The following is a 511-nucleotide window of genomic DNA, read 5'->3' as shown; positions in this document are numbered from 1 at the left end:
CCCTATAAAGGTAGCCATAAAAATATACAGGCTAAAGCAACAGAACTTTGATAATTTCTTTTGAGCTTGTCATATCGAGTAGCTATTCCTCTAAATTGCTTTAATCTACAAAACATATTTTCAACTAAATGCCTGATTTTATATAAATACCAGTCCATATGGTCATTGTTCGATTGGCTATTTGTTTTCTTTGGTATATTCGCTTTAGTCCCTGTTTTCCTGATCTGTTCACGCAGTGGTTCTGAATCATAGCCTTTATCTGCACATACCACTTTTGTCTCTTTTAAATCTAATGTTGATATTAAATCAGGTGCAACTTTAACATCATGTGTGGTTCCATCGGTAATCATGAAATCAATAGGATTGCCATGTGCATCAACAATCAAATGTATTTTTGAGGAGTTTCCTCCTACACTTTTAGAAATAGATTGATTCGCTATGCCGGCAGAATGTTGATGAGCACGTACATGAGAGCCATCAATAAAAATCCACTCCATATCGGGGCATGAGG

General features: G+C 35.8%; 1 protein-coding gene. It reads right to left on the bottom strand.

Annotation, left to right across the window (positions count from 1 at the left end):
* Window positions 1-2 precede the first annotated feature (2 nt).
* A partial coding sequence (locus AC4CVD_RS18625; RefSeq protein WP_490753688.1) for an IS5-like element ISAba31 family transposase occupies window positions 3-511 on the bottom strand: 509 nt, incomplete at its 5' end.

Source organism: Acinetobacter sp. LipI_23, from assembly GCF_058243045.1.
Note: the sequence above shows the minus strand (reverse complement) of the source record. Positions and strands in the feature narration are given on the sequence as shown.